The 22,585-nt window shown below is 40.6% G+C and carries 18 protein-coding genes; 11 read left to right on the forward strand and 7 right to left on the reverse strand.

Annotated elements, in window-relative coordinates; translation table 11 throughout:
* Positions 1-21: 21 nt before the first annotated feature.
* Positions 22-1,479, reverse strand: coding sequence for an ammonia-forming nitrite reductase cytochrome c552 subunit (nrfA, locus tag L4F93_RS01530; protein WP_250351596.1), 1,458 nt, complete (start codon positions 1,477-1,479; stop codon positions 22-24).
* Positions 1,480-1,976: 497 nt separating this feature from the next.
* Between nrfA and rhlB the strand changes: the two genes are divergently transcribed.
* From rhlB to rho, 11 genes are all read left to right on the forward strand, one after another.
* Positions 1,977-3,224, forward strand: a complete 1,248-nt coding sequence (gene rhlB, locus L4F93_RS01535) for an ATP-dependent RNA helicase RhlB (protein WP_250350802.1) — start codon at positions 1,977-1,979, stop codon at positions 3,222-3,224.
* 149 nt (positions 3,225-3,373) lie between these two features.
* A complete protein-coding gene (gene rsfS, locus L4F93_RS01540; protein WP_250350803.1) occupies positions 3,374-3,685 on the forward strand; it encodes a ribosome silencing factor in 312 nt (103 codons plus the stop codon).
* Positions 3,686-4,153 (forward strand): 23S rRNA (pseudouridine(1915)-N(3))-methyltransferase RlmH, encoded by a 468-nt coding sequence (gene rlmH, locus L4F93_RS01545; protein WP_017805627.1) that lies wholly within the window; start codon positions 3,686-3,688, stop codon positions 4,151-4,153.
* A 3-nt stretch (positions 4,154-4,156) separates the two neighbouring features.
* The gene (gene mrdA / locus L4F93_RS01550; protein ID WP_250350804.1) at positions 4,157-6,094 is read left to right on the forward strand and encodes a penicillin-binding protein 2; all 1,938 of its coding nucleotides are present in this window, start codon (positions 4,157-4,159) and stop codon (positions 6,092-6,094) included.
* Positions 6,094-7,209, forward strand: a complete 1,116-nt coding sequence (gene rodA, locus L4F93_RS01555) for a rod shape-determining protein RodA (RefSeq protein WP_250350805.1) — start codon at positions 6,094-6,096, stop codon at positions 7,207-7,209. The genes mrdA and rodA overlap by 1 nt, the downstream gene beginning before the upstream one ends.
* 58 nt (positions 7,210-7,267) lie before the next feature.
* The gene (locus tag L4F93_RS01560) at positions 7,268-8,104 is read left to right on the forward strand and encodes a septal ring lytic transglycosylase RlpA family protein (protein ID WP_250350806.1); all 837 of its coding nucleotides are present in this window, start codon (positions 7,268-7,270) and stop codon (positions 8,102-8,104) included.
* 29 nt (positions 8,105-8,133) lie between these two features.
* Positions 8,134-9,321, forward strand: coding sequence for a serine hydrolase (locus tag L4F93_RS01565; RefSeq protein ID WP_250351597.1), 1,188 nt, complete (start codon positions 8,134-8,136; stop codon positions 9,319-9,321).
* Positions 9,322-9,415: 94 nt separating this feature from the next.
* Positions 9,416-9,718 (forward strand): DUF493 family protein YbeD, encoded by a 303-nt coding sequence (ybeD, locus tag L4F93_RS01570; RefSeq protein ID WP_250350807.1) that lies wholly within the window; start codon positions 9,416-9,418, stop codon positions 9,716-9,718.
* A 26-nt stretch (positions 9,719-9,744) separates the two neighbouring features.
* Complete coding sequence (gene lipB, locus L4F93_RS01575) at positions 9,745-10,398, forward strand: lipoyl(octanoyl) transferase LipB (RefSeq protein ID WP_250350808.1); 654 nt, start codon at positions 9,745-9,747, stop codon at positions 10,396-10,398.
* Positions 10,399-10,415: 17 nt separating this feature from the next.
* Positions 10,416-11,378 carry a lipoyl synthase gene (gene lipA / locus L4F93_RS01580; protein WP_250350809.1) on the forward strand — a complete coding sequence of 321 codons (963 nt, stop codon included), beginning with the start codon at positions 10,416-10,418 and terminating at the stop codon, positions 11,376-11,378.
* A gap of 234 nt (positions 11,379-11,612) precedes the next feature.
* Entirely contained in the window at positions 11,613-12,875 is a 1,263-nt protein-coding gene (gene rho, locus L4F93_RS01585) for a transcription termination factor Rho (RefSeq protein ID WP_250350810.1), read from the forward strand.
* A gap of 53 nt (positions 12,876-12,928) precedes the next feature.
* On the opposite strand, the gene L4F93_RS01590 is transcribed toward rho, so the two are convergent.
* The 6 genes from L4F93_RS01590 to gorA all read right to left on the reverse strand — a co-directional run bounded on the left by L4F93_RS01590 (position 12,929) and on the right by gorA (position 22,492).
* Complete coding sequence (locus tag L4F93_RS01590) at positions 12,929-14,131, reverse strand: aspartate aminotransferase family protein (protein WP_250350811.1); 1,203 nt, start codon at positions 14,129-14,131, stop codon at positions 12,929-12,931.
* 343 nt (positions 14,132-14,474) lie between these two features.
* Positions 14,475-15,320, reverse strand: coding sequence for a translation elongation factor Ts (tsf, locus tag L4F93_RS01595; RefSeq protein ID WP_250350812.1), 846 nt, complete (start codon positions 15,318-15,320; stop codon positions 14,475-14,477).
* A 130-nt stretch (positions 15,321-15,450) separates the two neighbouring features.
* On the reverse strand, positions 15,451-16,179 hold the full coding sequence (gene rpsB / locus L4F93_RS01600) for a 30S ribosomal protein S2 (protein ID WP_250350813.1): 729 nt from the start codon (positions 16,177-16,179) through the stop codon (positions 15,451-15,453).
* 275 nt (positions 16,180-16,454) lie between these two features.
* Complete coding sequence (ppiD, locus tag L4F93_RS01605) at positions 16,455-18,311, reverse strand: peptidylprolyl isomerase (protein ID WP_250350814.1); 1,857 nt, start codon at positions 18,309-18,311, stop codon at positions 16,455-16,457.
* Positions 18,312-18,444: 133 nt separating this feature from the next.
* Positions 18,445-20,859, reverse strand: coding sequence for an endopeptidase La (gene lon / locus L4F93_RS01610; protein ID WP_250350815.1), 2,415 nt, complete (start codon positions 20,857-20,859; stop codon positions 18,445-18,447).
* A 277-nt stretch (positions 20,860-21,136) separates the two neighbouring features.
* Positions 21,137-22,492, reverse strand: a complete 1,356-nt coding sequence (gene gorA, locus L4F93_RS01615; RefSeq protein WP_250350816.1) for a glutathione-disulfide reductase — start codon at positions 22,490-22,492, stop codon at positions 21,137-21,139.
* Between the last annotated feature and the right edge of the window lie 93 nt (positions 22,493-22,585).

A 22,585-nucleotide genomic window follows, 5' to 3' on the forward strand; every position in this document is an offset into this window, starting at 1 on the left:
AAAGTGCGGTTGCTTTTTCGCTTATTTTGCTGGAGGTGCTTTTTCCATTAAGCCTTTATCCAGTGCTTCTTTATTCCATTGAGGAATCACTTCTTTGAGGAATTTATCTTTTGCCGCACGCTCTTTTTCAATATCAATACCCATTGCTTTCCACGCATTCTCCGCATTTGAAATATCAGGATAATTGATCGGTTGTTTCACTCCGTGCTTGGTTAAAATGACGGCAAGTTTAGTTCTTGCATCAGCAATTTGATCTAACCCTGTTGCGATGGTTTTTAAAATAACATCTGGTGCGTGAATATGCCCACCGTGTCCTGCTGCTGAGTAATCCCAACGCCATTGTGCGTGACGAATATCTTGCAATGCAGGTTTCATTTCTTCTTCTGTCGCACCAGCTTCCCAAGCGGCTTTTGCTTCAAAGTGCGCTTTCACAATTTGATCTTCAAGTTTAATCATTACATCTTTGATATCTTTTTTATGACCTGCCACCACTTTTGTTAAGGTTTCTTTACTTTGATCGTGGCAGTTTGCACAGGTGTTTTCAAAAGAATCAAGCGGATTGCCAATTTTGTGGTCAGTGTAAACTTTACCATCAGCGCCTTGGACTTTTGGCATATGGCAATCCACACAGGTTACGCCATTTTTACCGTGTGTACCTTGTAACCAAGTTTCATAATCTGGGTGCTGTGCTTTTAGCATAGGTGCTTTAGAAATGGAATGGATCCAATCATAGAATTCAATGCTGTCATAGTATTTTTCCATACTATCTACATCCACCCCTTTCATCCAAGGGAACACCACATTATTCACCACTTTTTTATCAAAATAATATTCAACGTGGCAATTTGCACAAATTGCCCCACGTTTATCCGTTTTATCTAAATGAGCGAAATCTTTACCTATGGTATCTAAAGCACGTAAAACGTGTGGGCGAGCAATACGCAATGCTGGTTTCCCTTCCGCAAACTCTTTTGAAGTCGTATCATGGCAATCCGCACACCCAATTGGGTTCACGATCTCATTCCCTGCTTTAGCCCATTTTCCATTGAAATAACCTTCTTCTCCCCATTCAGCAATTAAACGTGGCACATCTGGCCCTTTACAAGTCCAGCACGCCATTGGCTGTGGCCCACTATTCGCATCAAAAGGTGCGCCTGTACGTAAAATATTACGCACATCTGTAACGGTATAAAAATGCCCACGAGGTTTGTTATATTCTTTAGAAAAAGCATAACCGCCCCACATAACAATCATTCTAGGGTCAACCTCAATGGCAGGAACAATTTCCGTAGATTCAGCCGTATTAGCCCAACCTTGGTATTGTTTCGGATATTTTTCTGCAAATTTTTCACTGATTGTCTCAATCTTCAAATCAGGGTTTGGTTTTGCTAATTCCTCACGTGTTGCGGCACGCTTTTCTGCAGCACTGTTATCTGTTGCGATTGCAGACTGCGCAACCACTAAAGTCAATCCAGCCATTGCCAGAGAAGCTAACGTTTTTCTGAAAATGTTCACGATAATTACTCCATTACATTGATCAATGCGGTGTTATGAAAATTGACATAACAAAATGATAATTTTTCTCATTAAAACAATATGATAATGAATTAAGAGAAAGCTTTTCACGCTTAAAAATAACAAATTCATTCTCATTTTTCAGCGCTATTTTGCCATTCTTTGCGTTTGATCAATGTTTTTCCCAAGAATAACTATTTGGAGTTATTTTTGCTACATAAAAATAACTCCAAATAGTTATCAAGCTCTATATAATTCGCTTTCTATAAGCATAAAGAGGTAATTTAATCTTGCTACAAAATCAGATAAAAAATGCTAAAAAACAGCCAGCAAATGCTACATTTTTAATCACGATAAGATTTGTTTTTCTTTTATTTAAACCGCCGCGCCAAACAAGCATCTTGGGAATTTTTCCCCTTCGTGCTATGCTTACAACAATTTTTTATCACTTAAGATAACTTATGCAAAATAATCATTTAACTCAGCAACGTTTTGCTGCTCTTCCCTTAAACCCAACGGTACGTCATTGTTTAGAAAAAAATGGGTTTGAATACTGTACACCAATCCAAGCGCTTTCTTTACCCATCACCCTTGCAGGGCGTGATGTTGCGGGACAAGCACAAACAGGGACGGGTAAAACAATGGCGTTTCTAACCGCCACTTTTCATCATTTATTAAGCGTGAATTCCCAGCATAACGCCACACAACCGCGCGCATTAATTTTAGCCCCTACCCGTGAGCTTGCTGTGCAAATTAGCAATGATGGTGCGGCACTTTCACAAGCCACAGGGTTGACAATGGGGCTGGCTTATGGTGGCGATGGCTATGACAAGCAACTAAAAGCCATTGAGCAAGGGATTGATATTTTAATCGGGACAACAGGGCGTGTGATTGATTATGTCAAACAAGGAATCATTCGTTTAAATGACATTGAAGTAGTAGTACTTGATGAAGCGGATCGAATGTTTGACCTTGGTTTTATCAAGGATATTCGCTATTTACTGCGTAAATGCCCACCGCCAGCTGAACGTTTAACGATGCTCTTTTCTGCCACGCTTTCTTATAAAGTGCGTGAGTTGGCATTTGAAGATATGAATGATCCTGAATATGTTGAAGTTGAACCTTTACAAAAAACGGGACACCGTATTAAAGAAGAACTCTTTTACCCTTCTAATCAAGACAAAATGGCTCTATTGATGACCTTGTTGGAGGAAGAGTGGCCTGAGCGTTGCATTATTTTTGCCAATACAAAACATCGTTGTGAAGAAATTTGGGGCTATTTAGCCGCAGATGGACATCGTGTTGGTTTGCTTACGGGCGATGTTGCCCAGAAAAAACGTCTTGCCTTATTGCAACAATTTACCGAAGGGAAATTAGACATTTTAGTGGCGACTGATGTTGCTGCTCGTGGATTACATATTCCTGATGTGACGCACGTGTTCAACTATGATTTACCAGATGATCGCGAAGATTACGTGCATCGTATTGGACGTACGGGACGGGCTGGTGAAAGCGGGGTTTCCATCAGTTTTGCTTGTGAGGAATATGCGATGAATTTACCTGCCATCGAAGAATATATTGGCCATTCTATTCCTGTGAGCCAATATGATCCACAAGCACTACTCAGCGATTTACCCAAACCTTATCGTAAACGAACTGGGCAAAGCCATTATCAAAATAATAAACGCAGTTTTAAAAAGCGTTATTAATCTCAGAAAAATCGTCAAAATACCACCGCACTTTGATAAACAGTATATAAACAAAATAAAGTGCGGTGATTTTTTCTATTATTTCTGCCTTATCTCGTGATAGAATTTGCCGATTTTTAACAAACAAATTGAGTCAATATAAATTGCGTATGACAACATTAGTAGATTTTTTAATTAACAAATTAGATGATTTAAAAGCCGTGGATATTTTGCATTTAGATGTACAAGGCAAATCAAGTGTAACGGATAATATGATTATTTGCACGGGAACCTCAAGTCGCCATATTAGTGCTTTGGCGCAAAAACTCATTGATGAGAGTAAACAAGCAGGGTTTGAATCTTTTGGTGAAGAGGGCAAAGCTACTGCCGATTGGGTGGTGGTCGATTTTGGACAAGCGATGGTTCATATTATGCAAGCAGACAGCCGTGAGCTGTATCAATTAGAGAAACTTTGGGGTTAAATGAAAATCCAATTAATTGCGGTAGGCACAAAAATGCCTGCTTGGGTAACCACAGGGTTTGAGGAATATCAACGCCGTTTTCCGAAAGATATGCCTTTTGAGCTAATTGAGATCCCAGCAGGGAAACGGGGTAAAAATGCGGATATTAAACGCATTTTAGAGCAAGAAGGTAAAGCGATGCTCGCCGCTTGTGGACGCAATAAAATTGTCACTTTAGACATTCCCGGCAAGCCTTGGACAACCGAACAACTGGCGCAACAGCTAGAAGGCTGGAAAAACGATGGTCGAGATTTATGCCTATTGATCGGCGGGCCTGAAGGGTTATCGCCAGAATGTAAAGCTGCCGCAGAGCAAAGCTGGTCGCTTTCCCCTTTAACTTTACCTCACCCTTTAGTGCGTGTGGTGGTCGCTGAAAGTTTGTATCGCGCTTGGTCGATTACGACTAATCACCCTTATCATCGAGAGTAATCAATGGATTTAAAGAAATTGCTTTCTCAGCCCACAATGGAGCCGATCCGCGATAAAAAAGCGGAACGTAATCTCTTTATCCGCCGCGCTTTGGTCTCTTTTTTAGGCGTGCTTGGGCTGTCTGCAATTTTGCTCACCAATTTATATCATCTGCAAGTTATCAATTATGATACTTATCAGACCCGTTCTAATGGCAACCGTATCAAATTATTACCGTTGCCGCCAACACGGGGGTTAATTTACGATCGTTATGGCAAATTGTTAGCCGAAAACCTGACTTTTTTTGGCTTATATATCGTGCCAGAAAAAGTAGAAAATTTAGACCGCACTTTTGAACAGCTTAAGCCAATAGTGGGCTTAAATGAAGATGATATTGCTGATTTTAAAAAAGAGCGTCGTCGTTCTTCTCGCTATACATCCATTCTGCTCAAACCTGATCTCACTGAAGAACAGATCGCACGTTTTGCAGTAAACCAGCATCAATTCCCAAGTTTATCTGTAAAACCTTACTTTAAGCGTCATTATTTATATGGCGAACCCCTCACGCATATTTTGGGTTATGTGGCAAAAATTAATGATAAAGATGTAGAACGCCTAAAAAAAGAAGAGAAATACGCCAATTATGCTGGCTCGCACAATATCGGCAAACTCGGTATCGAACGCTATTATGAAGAACAATTACACGGCGAAGTAGGCTTTGAAGAAGTGGAAATCAATAACCGTGGTAAAGTGATTCGTAAATTGCGTGAGCAACCTGCGGTGGCGGGGAAAAGCATTCATCTCACCATTGATTTAGAATTGCAACGTTATATCACGGATCTGCTGTCTGGATATAAGGGCGCTGTTGTTGTGTTAGATCCAAAAGATAGCAGCATTTTAGCGATGGTTTCTACGCCAAGCTATGATAATAATTTATTTGTCGATGGCATTTCGGGTAAGGATTATAAACGTCTGCTTGAAGATCCAACACGCCCACTTTATAGTCGTGTTACACAAGGGGCTTATCCGCCGGCTTCCACCGTAAAACCTTTTATTGCTGTCGCGGGTTTGCAAGAAAATGTCATTACACCAAGTACCACGGTATTTGATCCGGGCTATTGGATGTTGCCTAATAGCACCAAACGCTTCCGCGATTGGAAAAAATCTGGTCACGGCTACACCGATCTCAACAAGGCAATTACTGAATCTTCTGATACCTATTTTTATCAGCTCGCTTACAATATGGGCATTGATAAACTTTCCGGTTGGATGAAAGCCTTTGGCTTTGGGATGCCAACAGGGATTGATATTCGTGAAGAAACCTCGGCGATTATGCCCTCTCGCGAATGGAAACAAAAACGTTATAAAAAGCCTTGGTTACAAGGCGATACCATTTCCGTCGGCATTGGGCAAGGTTATTGGACTGCAACACCATTGCAAGTAGCAAAAGCGCTAGCCGTACTGATTAATAATGGCAAGGTAAATACACCGCACTTAATGAAAGGGGTAGAAGGCTCTTTTTTTGAGCCTTATAAAGATCCCTTGCTGTATCCTGATATTGACGCAAATGAGAGTTATTGGGCGCAAGCAAAACGCGGTATGTATAACGTGATTAATGCAAGCAATGGGACGGGGCGTAAGGCATTTGTAGGGACGAACTATCACGTTGCTGGGAAATCAGGCACCGCACAGGTTTTTAGCTTAAAAGAAAATCAAACCTATAATGCGAAATCCCTTAGTAAAGAATTACACGATCACGCGTGGTTCATCGGTTATGCGCCTTATGAAAAACCTCAAATGGTTGTGGCTGTTATTTTAGAAAATGCTGGGGGGGGCGGTAGCAACGCCGGTCCTGTGGTAAGAAAGATTATGGATTATTATCTTAATCAACGTCTTCCGCAAGTCAGTCAAATGGAAAATAAACAGAACGCCCCTCAACCCCAGCAAGAGGAAACAGAATAATGAGTGAAAAGAAAATCTGGCTCAACTTGTGGCAGCGTTTGCACATTGATTTCTGGCTATTTATCGGTCTGGTTATTATTTCAGCCTATGGGCTATTAGTGCTATACAGTGCTTCTGGCGGCAATGAAATAATGTTCCGTAACCGCATCATTCAAGTTGTCTTGGGCTTTGTGGTGATGTTTGTGATGGCACAATTTTCTCCACGCTTTTATCAAGGGATTGCCCCTTATTTATTTGGCATTGGTATTGTGTTACTGATTTTGGTAGATTTGGTAGGAACAACCAGTAAGGGCGCACAACGTTGGTTAGATCTCGGCTTGTTCCGTTTTCAACCCTCCGAAATTGTTAAACTCGCTGTACCATTAATGGTGGCGGTCTATTTGGGGCAACGCCCACTTCCACCAACATTAAAACACACATTTATCGCCTTATTTATTATTATTGTGCCTACTCTATTAGTGGCTATTCAGCCCGATTTAGGCACCTCTATTTTGGTCAGTGCCTCTGGTATTTTTGTTGTATTTCTTGCTGGAATGAGTTGGTGGCTGATTTTAATTGCGGTCATTGGGCTGGCTGGTTTTATTCCCATTATGTGGTTTTATCTTATGCACGATTATCAACGGACAAGGGTACTAACCTTGCTTGATCCTGAAAAAGATCCCCTTGGCGCGGGTTATCATATTTTGCAGTCGAAAATAGCCATTGGATCAGGTGGAATTTGGGGAAAAGGTTGGATGCAAGGGACACAATCGCAGTTAGAATTTCTTCCTGAACCTCATACGGATTTTATCTTTGCAGTATTGAGTGAAGAACACGGAATGATTGGTTTTGCCATTTTGATGTGTCTTTATTTATTTATTGTAGCAAGAGGCTTAGTGATTGGTGTGGAAGCACAAAATGCTTTCGGGCGTACTCTTGTTGGGGCATTAACGCTGATCTTTTTTGTTTATGTTTTTGTCAATATCGGTATGGTCAGTGGCATTTTACCTGTCGTAGGCGTGCCATTACCTTTAGTAAGCTATGGTGGAACGTCTTTTGTCACCTTAATGGCAGGGTTCGGTTTAATTATGTCCATTCATAGCCATAAAGAACATTTTTTTAGGGGAACTAAATAAGAATTTGTTGTTCTTAACCTGTATTCCATCAAAATTTCGATTAAAGTGAATAACCAAAATGAAATTAACACCAGTAATTAGACTCAGTATGGCGTTTTTACTCCTATTAGCGAGTGTAAATGGCTATGCTGAAACGCAAAAATTGTATGGGGTAAAAGGCCCTAACCTGATCCACCAAAAAATGGCGGATAAAACCTATACCTATGTGGTAAATGGCGTCAGTTATACCACCAAACATCCTAGTACAGCAAAACATTATTCCAAAACAGGGGGCGCAAGTTACTACCATCAAAAATTTTCAGGGCGTAAAACCTCTAATGGGGAATATTATGATCCTAATCGTTATACCGCAGCACATAAGACCTTACCGCTAAACTCTTACGCGTTAGTAACCAATTTACGTAATGGCAGAAAAGTGATCGTAAAAATTAACGATCGAGGCCCTTTTGTAAAAGGAAGAATTATCGATCTTTCCCGTGTTGCGGCAAAAGAACTCGGGATTATTCATCGCGGTGTCGGACAGGTTCGTGTTGAAGCGTTACACGTTAGCGCGAAAGGAAAAATTCTTGGCGCGGGAACCCATACCCTTGCTAAAATGGCGAAAACCCCCGAGGCTACAAAACGTTTAGACTTATCGCCGGAACAAAGTGCGGTGCTTTCTGAGACACATTTTTCAGGTTATCACGTAAAAATGCTAAACTTAACCTATAAACAAGCGATACAAATGGTGAAACAAGCAAAACGCTTAAAAGTCAAAACCAAAATTAGTTCAAATAAACAATCGCACAGTATTTTATTTGGACCATTCAAAACCAAAAGCGAAGCGCAACAATTAAAAGCTAAACTACATAAATTGAATGGAACAAAACCACTGATTATTTATCACCAAAAATAAATTTAACTCTATTTAGGACGTAATGAATGATGTTTAAATCTATGCTAAAAAAAACAAAAGTAGCACTTATCACCGCCACATTATGCGCGAGCCAAAATCTCTTCGCCGAAGAGATTCAATATGGCATTGCAGCGCCACAGCTCAATGCGCAAACCTATATTTTGATGGATTATAATTCTGGTGCGGTGTTAGCAGCATTGAATCCAGATCAACGTCAATATCCTGCTTCCCTCACAAAAATGATGACAAGCTATGTGGTGGGCGATGCCTTAAAACAAGGAAAAATTCATAATAACGATATTGTGACTATCGGTGAAAGTGCGTGGGGGAAAAATTTCCCCGGCTCATCAAAAATGTTTTTAAATTTAAATCAACAGGTTTCTGTGGCTGACTTAAATAAAGGCATTATTGTGGTCTCAGGTAATGATGCTTGTGTGGCGATGGCGGAACACGTTTCAGGATCTACGCAGAATTTTATTAATGCGATGAATAACTATGTGGAACAGTTTGGCTTGAAAAACACCCATTTCACCACTGTACACGGTTTAGATGATGAAAATCAATATTCTTCAGCGCGTGATATGGCATTAATTGGCGCGCATATCATTCGTGATTTACCTGAAGAATATAAAATCTATGCGGAAAAAGAATTTACCTTCAATAAAATTCGCCAGCCAAATCGCAATGGCTTATTGTGGGATAAAACATTACACGTGGATGGTATGAAAACAGGACATACCGACAAAGCAGGCTATAACCTTGTGGCTTCGGCATTAGGCAACGGCAATATGCGTTTAATTTCTGTTGTAATGGGCGTACCAACTTACAAAGGCCGTGAAATTGAAAGCAAAAAATTATTACAATGGGGATTTGCTAACTTTGAAACCTTTAAAACATTAGAGGCCAACCAAGCCGTTTCCGAGCAAAGCGTTTATTATGGCGATAATAGCAAAGTGCAACTTGGCGTCTTGCAAGATCAATTTATCACCTTGCCAAAAGGTCGCCAAGCGGAAGTGAAAGCCCGTTATGATTTAGATAAAAAATACCTTGAAGCCCCGTTAGCAAAAGGGCAAGTCGTGGGAAAAATCACCTATCAGCTTGATGGTAAAGATATTGCTAAAGTGGATTTACAAGTAATGAATAACGTAGAAGAAGGCGGTTTCTTCGGCAAAATCTGGGATTGGTTAGTACTAACCGTAAAAAGTTTATTTAGCTAAACTTGAAATTCACAAAATCTTCCCAATCTAAAAGCTCAAATGACCGCACTAAACAAAGTGCGGTCTAAATTTTTAACAAATTTGAGGATAAAAAATGGCAGAACAAGAAAAAATCGTAAAACTTGAAGATATTCCACAAAAGCAACTTAAAGATCTTCTTGAGTTCCCTTGTCATTTCACCTTTAAAGTCGTGGGTGCAAATCGCTCCGATTTAGCAGATGATGTGATTGCGGTAGTACAAAAATACGCTAAAGGGGATTATAATCCCCGTGAAAACCTCAGTGGAAAAGGCACATACAAATCCATTTCTGTGGATATTGTGGCTGAAAATATTGAGCAAGTGGAAACGCTTTATAGCGAGCTTGCAAAAATTGACGGCGTAAGAATGGTGCTTTAATATCCATAAACAATAAGGCAAAGGCGATGACCCAATCCATTATTATCCGTCAACTTGGCGTACAAGATTATCAAGAAATTTGGCATAAAATGCAGAAATTCACTGATGAGCGTGATGAAAATACCCAAGATGAAATCTGGCTAGTCCAGCACCCAGCAGTGTTTACCCAAGGTTCCGCAGGAAAACCAGAACATTTATTACAGCAAAGTACGATCCCAGTGGTGCAATCAGATCGTGGTGGGCAAATTACTTACCACGGATTGGGTCAGCAAATTATGTATGTCTTGATCGATATTAAACGCCTGAAAGCACAGGGTAAAGATCTCAATGTACGCCAATTAGTTACCGCACTTGAGCAATCCGTCGTGCAAACGCTAGCAGATTATGGCATTGAAGGCTATCCTAAAGCCGATGCGCCCGGGGTGTATGTCGCAGAGAAAAAAATCTGCTCTTTGGGATTACGTATTCGCAAAGGTTGCTCCTTCCATGGTCTCGCGCTAAATATTAATATGGATCTCACGCCTTTCTTATACATCAATCCTTGTGGTTATGCGGGGCTTGAAATGTGTCAAATGGCAGATTTTATCCCTCACAGTGAGGCTAAGCCAGACAAGGTTTCGCCCAAATTAGTTACACACTTCACCCAATTATTAGGGTATAATTCCGTAACAAATTCTTAACAAAAATAGGATCATTAATGGCAACTCCTTTTAAAATGGAACGTGGCGTAAAATATCGTGATGCTGCAAAAACGTCCATTATCCCAGTAAAAAATATTGATCCCAACCAGCCTTTATTAAAAAAGCCTGAGTGGATGAAAATTAAACTTCCAGCCAATTCAGCGAAAATTGACAGTATCAAAAATGGAATGCGTCGCCACGGTTTGCATTCTGTGTGTGAAGAGGCATCTTGCCCTAACTTGCACGAATGTTTTAACCACGGCACGGCGACCTTTATGATCTTAGGCGCAATTTGTACCCGCCGCTGCCCATTTTGTGATGTGGCACACGGTAAACCTTTGCCACCCGATCCAGAAGAACCGCGTAAACTCGCAGAGACAATTCAGGATATGAAATTGCGCTATGTGGTGATTACCTCAGTGGATCGTGATGATCTACCAGATCGCGGTGCAGGTCATTTTGCAGAATGCGTGAAAGAAATCCGCCAGCTCAATCCCGGAATCAAAATTGAAATCCTTGTACCTGATTTCCGCGGACGTATTGAACAGGCGCTTGAAAAATTAAAAGATAATCCGCCTGATGTGTTCAACCACAACTTGGAAAATGTACCACGCTTATATCGTGATATCCGCCCAGGGGCAGATTATGAATGGTCGCTTAAATTATTGCGTGAATTTAAAGCAATGTTCCCTGATATTCCAACCAAATCAGGCTTAATGGTCGGCTTAGGCGAAACCAACGAAGAAATTTTGCAAGTGATGCAAGATTTACGCACTAACGGTGTAACAATGCTAACCTTGGGACAATATTTGCAACCAAGTCGACATCATTTACCTGTGGCACGCTATGTTCCTCCTGAGGAATTTGATGCGTTTCGTGATAAAGCCAATGCAATGGGCTTTGAACACGCTGCCTGTGGGCCTTTCGTGCGTTCTTCTTACCACGCAGACTTACAAGCAAAAGGGGAATTAGTAAAATAATTTCACAGACACTTTCGCATTTTCTGCATATATTAAGTGCGGTAGAAAATTTCAATATTTTTCACCGCACTTAACTAGAATTAATATCACTAAATGATTTTCCCACAATTTTTTATTATTTATCCCTTTATTATCTAGACATCACCGTCATTTAATGGTAATTTTACACCCATTCAATATTCAAACATCTTCATAAAAATTCATTTTCCAATCTAACCAACATTTCAAATTATTATGCATTTAACAGAACTAAAAAATACGCCCGTTTCTGATCTTGTGAAACTCGGTGAAGAACAAATGGGTTTAGAAAATCTAGCTCGTTTACGTAAACAAGATATTGTTTTCGCTATCCTAAAACAACACGCTAAAAGCGGTGAAGATATTTTCGGTGGCGGTGTGTTAGAAATCCTTCCAGATGGTTTTGGTTTCTTACGTTCCGCCGATAGCTCCTACCTCGCAGGTCCTGACGACATCTATGTTTCTCCAAGCCAAATTCGCCGTTTCAACTTACAAACTGGGGATAAAATTGAGGGAAAAATTCGTCCACCAAAAGAAGGCGAACGTTATTTTGCCTTGCTAAAAGTCGATCAAGTAAATGATGACAAACCTGAAGTTTCACGTAGCAAAATTTTATTTGAAAATTTAACCCCACTTCACGCCAATTCTCGTTTAAGAATGGAACGTGGTAATGGTTCAACCGAAGATCTCACCGCACGTATTTTAGATTTAGCCTCCCCGATTGGAAAAGGACAACGTGGCTTAATCGTTGCTCCACCAAAAGCGGGTAAAACAATGTTGCTACAAAACATTGCACAAAGCATCACTCACAACTATCCAGAGTGTGAGCTTATCGTTTTATTAATTGACGAACGTCCAGAAGAAGTAACTGAAATGCAACGTTCAGTAAAAGGTGAAGTGATTGCGTCAACCTTCGATGAACCCGCTTCTCGCCACGTTCAGGTAGCTGAAATGGTTATCGAAAAAGCAAAACGCTTGGTCGAACACAAAAAAGATGTGGTGATTTTATTAGATAGTATCACTCGCCTTGCCCGAGCTTATAACACCGTAACACCAGCTTCAGGTAAGATTCTTTCTGGTGGTGTAGATGCCAACGCATTACATCGCCCAAAACGTTTCTTCGGTGCGGCCCGTAATGTAGAAGAAGGGGGAAGTTTAACCATTATCGCGACCGCACTTGTGGATACAGGGTCAAAAATGGACGAAGTGATCTTTGAAGAATTTAAAGGAACGGGGAATATGGAGTTACATCTTTCACGTAAAATTGCTGAAAAACGCGTCTTCCCAGCCATTGACTTTAACCGTTCAGGTACACGTAAAGAAGACTTACTCACTACCCCTGATGAACTACAAAAAATGTGGATTCTACGCAAAATCCTTAACCCAATGGGTGAAGTGGAAGCAATGGAATTCCTTATTGATAAGCTCGCCGTTGCCAAAACTAACGAAGAGTTTTTTGAAATTATGAAACGTTCGTAAATCGATTAAAAAAACCTCGTTTAATACGAGGTTTTTCTTTGCTATTTAATCTATTATAAAAATTTGCCTAAGGTTTTTTCTAAGCGTACAAACCCTTCTTGTAATGCTTCTTCATCAATATTCAAGGCTGGTGCAAAACGCAAAACATCGGGACCGGCGACTAAAATCATTAGTCCATTTTCAGCCGCACTTTTCACAAATTCACTGGCTTTACCACGATATTTCGCATTCAGCTCTGCCCCAATCAATAAACCTGCACCGCGAATCTCACTAAATAGATTGAGATCTTGATTTATCTCATTTAACTTCTGCATAAAGCGCTCAGAAGTGCGGTGAATTTTTGCTAAGAATTTCTCATCAGAAAGCACATCCACCACCTTTGATGCTACGGCACAAGCAAGAGGATTACCGCCAAAAGTGGTGCCGTGTACGCCAACAGAAAAGCTTTTCGCAATCTTATCCGTCGTCAGCATCGCACCAATCGGAAAGCCATTACCCAACGCTTTAGCAGAGGTCAGAATATCAGGCACCACACCATATTTCATATAGGCATAAAAATAACCTGTACGCGATAAGCCTGTTTGCACCTCATCAAAAATCAGCAAGGCATTATTCTCATCACAAAGCTGACGTAAACCTTGTAAGAATGCAGGATCAGCAGGTTTCACCCCGCCTTCGCCTTGAATCGGCTCAACTATCACTGCGCAAGTATGATCATCAATGATGGCTTTCACTGCTGCAAGATCATTAAAGGGGACGTGAATGATATCAGCCGGTTTCGGCCCAAAGCCGTCAGAATATTTTGCTTGCCCACCAACACTCACCGTGAATAATGTACGACCGTGAAAGCTTTGTTTAAACGCAATAATTTTACTTTTCTGCGCCCCAAAATGATCTACCGCATAACGGCGAGCCAATTTCAGTGCAGCCTCATTAGCTTCCGCCCCAGAATTAACAAACATTACGCGCTCAGCAAAGGTTTTCTGTACCAATTTTGTTGCTAATGCCAACGTTGGCTCACTGGTGAACCAGTTGCTAGAATGCCACAGTGTTTCACCTTGCTCTTTTAATACTGCCACAATCTCATCAGGGCAATGCCCCAACGCATTCACCGCAATACCACTTGTAAAATCAATATATTCTCGCCCTTGTTGATCCCAAACTCTGCTTCCCTTTCCCTTCACTGGAATAAACTCTGCGGGAACATAATTCTGTATCATCACCTCATCAAAAATTTGTCTATTATAAGTGTTCATTTGCGATCCTTAAATTCAATGCTAGAAATGTGGGTTAGCATAAGCCAAAGTAAATATTTAATCAAATAATTTGAATAAAAAATCACATAAAATAAAAATCTTATCTTGTTAAGATCACCACTAAAACATCAAACAAGGAGCGTAAAATAAAGAAGATAGGGAGGATAAAGCAAAGTGATGGGTGGTATTATTTTAAGCTGAAAATGGGATATTTGATTTTTTTATTCAAAGATAAAATGATTGATATATAAACATCAAGTAGAATTTTTATCACATAGATCTAATGAATGACAATAAAAAAGCAGATCCAACAAAGATCTGCTTTTTCTGTTCTCAGCAATAATTATTTAGTCATTGCTGCAACTTCTGCGGCGAAGTCAGTTTCTACTTTTTCGATACCTTCACCTACTTCAAAGCGTAAGAATGAAACAACTTCTGCGCCTTTTTCTTTTAATAGATCGCCAACGGATTTAGATGGATCCATTACGAATGGTTGACCTGTTAAAGAAACTTCACCTGTGAATTTCTTCATACGGCCTTCAACCATTTTCTCAGCGATTTCACGTGGTTTACCTGATTGCATTGCGATATCCACTTGGATTTGACGCTCGTGCTCTACTACGTCTGCAGGTACATCACTTGGGTTAACATATTCTGGACGACTTGCTGCAACGTGCATTGCAACGTGTTTTACTAATTCTTCATCAGCGTTTGCAGCACCCACTAATACGCCAATTTTCGCACCATGTAAGTATGAACCTATTACAGGCGCTTGCACTGAACCAACACGGCGGATTGTCATATTCTCACCGATTTTTGCAACTAATGCTGCACGTTTTTCTTCAAATTCAGCTTGTAACGCTTCGATTGTAACGCCTTTGTTGTTTAATGCGTAATCTGCAACTTCATTCGCTAAACCTAAGAAACCTGCATCTTTAGCTACGAAGTCAGTTTCACAGTTCATTTCAATCATTACACCATAGTCACCAGCAACACGGGCGATAATAACCCCTTCAGCTGCAACACGGCCTGCTTTTTTCGCCGCTTTTGCTTGACCTGATTTACGCATATTATCAATTGCTAATTCGATATCGCCATTTGCTTCTACTAACGCTTTTTTACATTCCATCATACCAGCGCCAGTACGATCACGAAGTTCTTTTACTAAAGATGCTGTAATTTCAGCCATTTTAAAATCCTCTATCCACAAAATTTGGTGCGATTTTTGACCGCACTTATGTAAAAAAGCAGGGAACATAAGCCCCTGCTAACCAATTAATCGTTGTGATTAATAAGGGCTTTCGCCGCATTCACCTGAATTATTCAGCCGCTTCTGCTTCAGCAAATTTTTCTTCGGTTACCACTTCTTGTTGGCGACCTTCTTTTACTGCTGCCGCTGCTGCTGCAAGATATAGTTGAATTGCACGCGCTGCATCATCGTTACCTGGGATAACAAAATCAACACCATCAGGTGTAGAATTTGTATCAACTACAGCAAATACAGGAATTCCTAAATTATTTGCTTCTTTGATTGCGATGTGTTCGTGATCTGCACCGATAACAAATAATGCATCAGGAAGACCCGCCATATCTTTGATACCACCAAGGCTTAATTCAAGTTTTTCCATCTCACGGCTACGCATTAATGCTTCTTTCTTAGTTAATTTATCGAAAGTACCATCTTGAGATTGGGTTTCTAAATCTTTTAAGCGTTTGATTGATTGACGCACTGTTTTCCAGTTAGTCAACATACCACCTAACCAACGGTGGTTTACATAATATTGCTGACAGTCTAATGCTGCTGCTTTCACTGCTTCACTTGCTGCACGTTTTGTACCAACAAATAAGATTTTACCGTTGTTGCCCGCAATACGAGTTAATTCTGCTAGTGCAGCATTAAACATTGGAACGGTTTTTTCAAGGTTGATGATATGAACACCGTTGCGTGGTCCGAAAATGAATGGTTTCATTTTTGGGTTCCAGTAACGAGTTTGGTGACCGAAGTGAACGCCAGCTTGTAGCATTTCGCGCATTGAAACTTGTGCCATAATAATTTTCCTTTTGTTTTGGGGTTTAGCCTCCACATACCAAATAAATCGACCGTTTGGCACCCCGATTTATCCCTGTGGTATGTGTGTGATTTATTATTAAAAATTAAGTTTGAACTTATTTTGCCTAAAATAAAAATGACTTTCTAGTCTAGTCAAAATAACGCCGCACTTTATACCACAAAGTGCGGTGAAAAACTAGCAAATTTTTAGAAACCAACACAAAAGCGGCAATTTGTCATCACAAATTGCCGCAGTCAATTTTCTATTCAGCATTATTCTTGCTGAGTTAAAAATTCTTGATTAATTTCAATTTTTGCTTTTGTGCGCAACGCCTGTAATAATGCTTGCTGTAATTCTGTTTGTTGTACTTGGTTTAGCTGTGCATCAAACTGTTTAAGCTGTTCAGGGGTTAATTCCCCGTCTTTAATATTCGTTAGTTCAATCACTATAACGCTGTTATCGCCGTTTTTCGCAGCAGCATAAACAGGTTTATCCGTTGCTTTTTTCATTGCAAAAATCACATCACGCAGCTGTGGATTTTTATTTTCAGCATAAACCCATTGCGTTTTCTCACCAAATTGAATGCCATTTGGCAGAGCCGCATTGTTATTTGCATTAAGTGCCTGTGCCACTTTTTCAGCTTGAGCTAGCACAATTTTTTCCGCTTTTTGCTGTTTTAGGTATTGTGCAATGTCATTTTTTGCCTCATCAAGCGTTTTCACTCCTTCTGGTTTATGTTCTACCACACGAACAATCAAAGAATGTTGTTCCCCCACATTAATTGCTTCTGAGTTTGTTCCGCCTTGGGTTAATTCAGAATCAAATAACGCTGAGACCACATTGCCATAATTAAGTGCTGCTGGAATATCATTGCGTGAGAAATAACCTGTTTCTTGCACATTTACGCCTGCTGCTTGCGCGGCTGCTTGTAAGGAATCGGGTTGTTCAAAGGCTTTCTCATTGGCTTGTTTTTCCATTGCGTAAAACGCTTTCGTGCTTAATTCATTGCGAAGTTTCGCCGCAATATCGTTTTTCACTTGCGCTAATGGCAGGAATTTTTCTTCTTCTACTTTGATAATATGGTAAGCATTATCCACTTTGACCGGTTGGCTATATTCCCCCACTTTCAACTCACGGGCTGCGGCTTCAAATTGTGGTGGCATCATACCTGCGACAACCCAATCCAAATCACCGCCATTTGCGCCAGAAATTTTATCGCTAGAATAAAGTTTTGCTAAAGTAGCAAAGCTTTCGCCTTTTTGTAAATCCGCATAAACTGCCTGTGCTTCTTTTTCTGTTGGAAGCTGAATATGGGCTAAATGCTGAGTCATATATTGTGCTTTGTTATCTTGATAATATTGTGCAATTTCTACATCCGTCACCTTCACATTTTTTTCCGCTGCTTGGTGAGTTAAATCCAAATATTGCACTTTCACTAATTCAGGTACGGCAAATGCCCCTTTATTGGCATTGTAGTAAGCACTAATTTCATCTTCGCTAACTTGTTGTTGTGCGATTGTCGCGGCAAGTGGAAACTCCGCTAAACGCACATCCCGTTGTTGGAAAAAGAGTTGTGCTAAACGTGCATTTTGGCTAGGTACGGTAAACGCGGAACGTGCAATTCCGTCATTAAGTTGCTGCAAGGTTAAACCTTGACGTAAATACTGAGCATATTGATTACCGCTTAACCCGTTGGCTGATAGCATTTGTTGATAAAGTGCATTATCAAATTTGCCATCCTTTTGAAAAATTGGGCTGGTCACAATGGCTTGTTGAATTTGGCTATCACTCACATCAAGTTTTAATTCTGCTGCATATTGACGCAATAATTCTTGATCGATTAAACGATCTAAAACCGATCTACGTAAGCCATTAACAAATTCAGGGGAATCCGCGACTGCGGTAAATTGCGCCCCCAGTTGTTCACTAAAGCGTTGATATTCTTGATTATATTGTTCTAAGAAAGTTTGTTGTGAAATTTCTTCCCCATTCACTTTCGCCGCCGAGGTATCAACGCGTGTAAACATATAGCCTGCTACACCACTTAAGACAAATGACACCACAATTAGGGCGAAAATGATCTTCCACAAGATGCTGTTTGACGCATCACTGAGTTTTTCCATTAACATTGACGTTATCCTTAAAGGTAAGATTAAGACAAATTTTAAGAATTATAATCGAAAGCGCTTTGATTACCAGTATAAAAATAAAAAAGTCGGCAAAGATTGCACTTTACCGACTTTATCATTAAAAAATAGGCAATTAATTCACCGCACTTTCTGCACGTTTACTTTTACGGCGTGGCGTTGTTTTTTCTTCTTTTGCAATTAAGTGAGCAAAATCAACCCCTTCAGGTGGATTTTCTAAAGCAATGCTTAATACTTCATCAATGGTTTCCACGGCTCGAATATCCAAGCTATTTTTCGCATTATCTGGAATTTCTTCCAAATCTTTCACATTGTCTTTTGGAATAATCACGGTTTTAATCCCGCCACGATGTGCAGCAAGTAATTTTTCCTTCAAACCACCAATAGGTAACACTTTACCACGCAAGCTGATTTCTCCCGTCATTGCCACTTCAGACTTCACAGGATTCCCCGTTAAGCAAGAAACTAATGCGGTACACATTGCGATCCCGGCACTTGGTCCATCTTTTGGCGTTGCACCATCTGGAACGTGAATATGAATATCACGTTTTTCGTGGAAATCAGAGGCAATCCCTAATTTTTCGGCACGAGAACGCACAACAGTCATCGCCGCTTGGATTGATTCTTTCATCACATCGCCAAGTGATCCCGTGTAAGTTAATTTGCCTTTCCCAATAACCGAAGTGGCTTCAATGGTAAGCAAATCACCGCCCACTTGTGTCCACGCCAAGCCGGTAACTTCCCCCACGCGGTTTTGTGTATCAGCACGACCAAACTCAAAGCGTTTTACACCTAAATATTCATCAAGATTATCGCTGTTTACGGTGATCGATTTTAATTTTGGATTCAGCAATAAATTTTTCACCGCTTTACGGCAGATTTTAGAAATCTCACGTTCAAGTCCACGCACGCCCGCTTCACGAGTGTAATAGCGGATAATATCTAAAATGGCACTTTCTTCGATCTTTAATTCACTTTTCTTCAAGCCATTACGCTCAATTTGTTTGTTAAGCAAATGGCGTGTCGCAATATTGAGTTTTTCGTCTTCTGTATAACCCGACAAACGAATCACTTCCATACGATCAAGCAATGGTCCCGGAATATTCATTGAATTTGATGTTGCCACAAACATAACATCAGACAGATCATAATCAACTTCTAAATAATGATCGTTAAAGTTCGCGTTCTGCTCCGGATCAAGCACTTCTAGCAGTGCGGAAGCCGGATCGCCGCGCATATCTGATGCCATTTTATCAATCTCATCAAGTAAAAAGAGCGGATTTTTCACCCCTACTTTTGCCATTTTTTGGATCAATTTACCCGGCAATGAACCGATGTAGGTTTTACGATGCCCACGAATTTCGGCTTCGTCGCGCACGCCACCGAGTGCCATACGAACATACTTCCGCCCAGTCGCATTTGCAATAGATTGCCCTAGAGAAGTTTTCCCTACTCCCGGTGGCCCAACTAAACAAAGAATAGGGCCTTTAAGTTGATTTAAACGACTTTGAACCGCTAAATATTCCAAAATGCGATCTTTCACACGTTCTAAGCCGTAGTGATCCGCATCAAGGATTTCTTGTGCTTTGACAATATCTTTTTTTACTTTGCTACGTTTATGCCACGGTACTTGTAGCATCCAGTCAATGTAGCTACGCACCACCGTCGCTTCGGCTGACATTGGCGACATCATTTTCAGCTTCTGCAACTCGGCTTCCACTTTTTCTTTTGCCTCTTTCGGCATTTTGGCATCTTCTACTTTTTGGCGCAGTTGTTCGACTTCATCCAGCGTGCTATCTGTTTCGCCGAGTTCTTTTTGAATGGCTTTGATCTGTTCGTTAAGATAGTAATCGCGCTGGCTTTTTTCCATTTGTTTTTTCACGCGCCCACGAATACGCTTCTCGACTTCTAAAATGCCCGCTTCGTTAATCATTAAACCGAGCAAATATTCAAAACGCTCTGTGACATTTGCAATGCTCAATACGTCCTGCTTACGCGCTACAGGAACAGGCATATGGGCTGCCATTGTGTCGCTTAAACGTTCTGGATCAGCAATACTTTTTAAGGCTGAAAGCACATCTGGCTGGACTTTTTTGTTGAGTTCAATGTATTTTTCAAACTCTTCTAACGTGATATTCTGTATCACTTCCAATTCTGTTTCATCGCCAAATTGGGTATCCATTAAGGCAATTTTTGCCTCGAAAAAACGCCCATTATCTTCTAAATGGGAAATCTTAGCCCGTTGCTGACCTTCCACCAGCACTTTTACCGTGCCGTCTGGCAAATTCAATAATTGAATAATATTTGCCACCGTTCCTACATCATACACATCATCCACAGTAGGCTGTTCTAACTCGGCTGCTTTTTGTGAAACTAATAATAATTGTTTGCCGTTTTCCATTGCCTCTTCAAGACTTGCGATGGATTTTTCGCGTCCCACAAACAATGGCATCACCATATAAGGAAAAACCACCACATCTCGTAATGGTAAAACAGGTATGGTTTTTTGTTTTGTTCGTCTGGCGTTCATATTTTCTCTCTTTCCTATAAAACTCGAAATTACTCTTCCATATTGGGGCAATTTAGCAAAGTTCAAGTTCGTCACATCAACTATGCTAATCAGATTTCTTTCAGTGTACTCCATTCAAATTAAAAGTGCGGTCATTTTTTCACACAAATTTTATTTTTTCGCTTTTCTGACAAGAAAAAGAATAAAAAACATTCAATTTATGCTTGAAGAAATAAAAAATCCAACCGCGAAAGGTTGGATTAACTAAAAATGATGAAAATTTATACCGCACTGAAGATTAACGCATCGTTACAAATTCTTCTGAACCCGTTGGGTGAATAGCAACAGTATTATCAAAATCCGCTTTGGTTGCTCCCATTTTAATTGCAACGGCAAAGCCTTGGATCATTTCATCTACCCCAAAACCAATGCCGTGTAAGCCGACAATTTTTTCATCTTTGCCGACGCAAACTAATTTCATTCGGCAAGGCTGGCGATGCTGAGTTACCGCGCTGTACATTGGTGTAAATGAGGATTTATACACTTTCACATTTTCTGCGCCATATTGCTCAATGGCTTGTGGTTCAGTTAATCCCACAGTACCGATTGGTGGGTGGCTGAATACCACGGTTGGCACGAGATTATAATCTAAATGTTCGTTTGGTTTATTGTTAAATAAACGCTCAGACAAACGACGACCTGCAGCAACCGCAACAGGCGTAAGTTCAATACCACCTTCGATAATATCGCCTACGGCATAAATTCCTTTCACATTGGTATTTTGATATTTATCGACTTTGATAAAACCTTTGTCATTGGTTTCCACGCCTGCCACAGCAAGGTTGATATTCGCCGTATTTGGCTTGCGACCAATCGCCCAAATCACTTTTTCAACCGTTTGCTCACGTCCATCTTCTAATTTTAAGGTGAAAGAACCGTCAGCATTTTTCACCACTTCTTTTGGAATGGCGTGAGTGTGTAAGTGAATGCCATCTTGCGCCATCACTTCCACAAGGGTTTCGACGATTAGCGGGTCAAAACTACGCAATGGGCTTTGTTTACGCACGAATAAGTGGGTGTCCACGCCAAGGCTATTTAACACGCCCGCTAATTCCACCGCGATATAGCCCGCGCCTACCACGGCGACGGATTTTGGTAAGGCGTCTAATTCAAATACCCCGTCAGAATCAATCCCGTATTCTGCGCCGTTAATGTCAGGACGCGCAGGGTAAGCTCCTGTTGCGATTAAAATATGATCAGCACTGATTTTCTCGCCATTCACTTCGACAGTATGCGCATCAACAAATTTGGCGAAGCCTTTGATCACATCCACATTATTTTTAGCTAAGACATTATTGTAAGAGTTGTGAATGCGTCCAATATAAGCCTGACGATTTTCCACTAACTTACTGAAATCAAAATGATTTACCGCAACATCAAAGCCATAATCAGGGGCATATAGATTGATGGCTTCTGCCACTTGCGCCCCATACCACATCACTTTTTTTGGCACACAGCCCACGTTTACACAGGTTCCGCCAAGTTCTTTTGCTTCAATAATGGCACATTTTTTTCCATAGCTTGCTGCACGGTTAATGGAGGCGATACCGCCACTTCCGCCACCAATGGCGATATAATCATAATGTTTTGTCATTTTATTAACTCCCTAAATTGCTAAATTGGGCTGTGAAAGATAAAAAAGCCCATCATAAATCTGCGCGTATTTTGCCGAAAAATCGGACGCAAA

The organism is Avibacterium sp. 20-132 (assembly GCF_023611925.1).
GTDB lineage: Bacteria > Pseudomonadota > Gammaproteobacteria > Enterobacterales > Pasteurellaceae > Avibacterium.